We start from the raw sequence: 1,683 nt of genomic DNA on the forward strand, positions 1-1,683 counted from the left end.
TTGGATATATAACTCCTCAACAATGTGAGGAGCTATCAAGAAAAATTGCATAAAAAGTTCGACTTTTTGTGTCTAAATATTGACATCGATCCATATTTTAACATAGGAGTTTTTTTCTGTTCAACGGCATATTCCACTTGCCTAGCAAGTGGTTTTCTTCGTTACACAACGAAAATAGGAGCAACCTTTCGGTTACTCCTATTCACGGAACGTTCAATATCGTTATAAACATTCGATATGGTGCGACAGGCAGGACTTGAACCCGCAGCGCCTCGGTTCGTAGCCGAGTCCTCTATCCAGTTGAGGTACTATCGCATAGTAGCTAATTTAACGAACACCATTATATTACCATAATAGTGCATAAAAATCAAATTCCATTAAAAAATAAAACACCTAGCTAAAGGCGTTTTATGGCGGAGAAGGAGGGTTTCGAACCCTCGCACCGGTCACCCGATCTATACCCTTAGCAAGGGCACCTCTTCAACCACTTGAGTACTTCTCCATGTGCTTTACTTTGTATTTTTTATATAAAATATGGCGGAAAGATAGGGATTCGAACCCTAGGTGCGGTCACCCGCACGCCGGTTTTCAAGACCGGTGCCTTAAACCAACTCGACCATCTTTCCACGACCACGACAGATTATATTATATCATCTGTCATGAATACTGTCAATATATTTTTATACTTTTTTATATTAATTATACTTGCTAATCAATTTATCTATTCTATATTAAAAACTTTTTAATGTAATTTTAAAGGTTTTCACAAAATTTCTTAATATAAAAATTAAATAATGATATTATATATATATGAAAATACGAAGGAGAGTTTTATATGTACAAAAATATTATATTCGATTTATATGGAACCTTAGTAAATATACATACCAATGAAAACAAAAGTAACCTCTGGAAAAAGCTTTCACTTTTCTACAGCTACAATGGAGCTAATTATAAACCTAATGAACTGAAAAAAGCTTATTTAACTAAAGTAAAAAATAAAACTGATGAAAATACAAAAACTAAATATCGTGATATAAATCTTCCATTAGTTTTTAGAGAATTATATGCAGATAAATGTGTAAATGTGGACAAGGAATTAGTTAGTTATTCTATGAGGCTATTTAGAAGTTTATCTACAGAATACATAGGACTTTATCCAGGGGTTAAATCTCTTTTAAATGAACTAAAGTCTAGAAATAAAAAAATATATATGCTATCAAATGGACAAAGAGAATTTACAGTTCCAGAACTGAATTATTTGGGTATACATGATTACTTTGATGGCTTATATAGTTCTTCCGATATAGAAATTTGCAAACCAGATAAAGCTTTTTTTAATTACCTTATAGAAAATGAACATTTAAATAAAGAGGAAAGTATTTTTGTCGGAAATGATGATGTGTGTGATGTTGAAGGATCAAAAGCTGCCTCTTTAGAAGATTGTATTTATATCCATAGCAACCTTTCTAGAAAAGTCAATGAAGTAACAAGCAAATATGCAATTTGGGATGGAGACATAACTAAAATTTTAAAGATAATTTCTTAATAACAAAAACGACTGCTGTATACATAAAGCAGTCGTTTCTTATATATTTTTTCACCAAGCTATCTGTGGTTTAATATAGCTCTAGAAGGATAATGGGCTTCGCCCAAACCTCTTATTCTTGAAACATTCCAAAT

Annotated in this window: 1 protein-coding gene and 3 tRNA genes; 1 reads left to right on the forward strand and 3 read right to left on the reverse strand. The window is 32.0% G+C overall.

Annotated elements, in window-relative coordinates:
• Positions 1 to 238: 238 nt before the first annotated feature.
• From LQK79_RS20465 to LQK79_RS20475, 3 genes are all read right to left on the reverse strand, one after another.
• Positions 239 to 315: transfer RNA gene (locus LQK79_RS20465), tRNA-Arg, on the reverse strand.
• A gap of 96 nt (positions 316 to 411) precedes the next feature.
• Positions 412 to 502, reverse strand: a tRNA-Ser gene (locus tag LQK79_RS20470).
• 33 nt (positions 503 to 535) lie between these two features.
• Positions 536 to 626: transfer RNA gene (locus tag LQK79_RS20475), tRNA-Ser, on the reverse strand.
• Between the two features lie 209 nt (positions 627 to 835).
• Here LQK79_RS20475 and LQK79_RS20480 point away from each other — a divergent pair.
• Positions 836 to 1,549, forward strand: a complete 714-nt coding sequence (locus LQK79_RS20480; RefSeq protein ID WP_231017732.1) for an HAD family hydrolase — start codon at positions 836 to 838, stop codon at positions 1,547 to 1,549.
• The last annotated feature ends 134 nt before the right edge of the window (positions 1,550 to 1,683 follow it).

The sequence above is a fragment of the Clostridium guangxiense genome (assembly GCF_021043395.1).
GTDB lineage: Bacteria > Bacillota > Clostridia > Clostridiales > Clostridiaceae > Clostridium_S > Clostridium_S guangxiense.

Bases quoted from the DNA above. Each gene is read 5' to 3' on its own strand.
- LQK79_RS20480 (WP_231017732.1), top strand. From the start codon at position 836: ATGTACAAAAATATTATATTCGATTTATATGGAACCTTAGTAAATATA.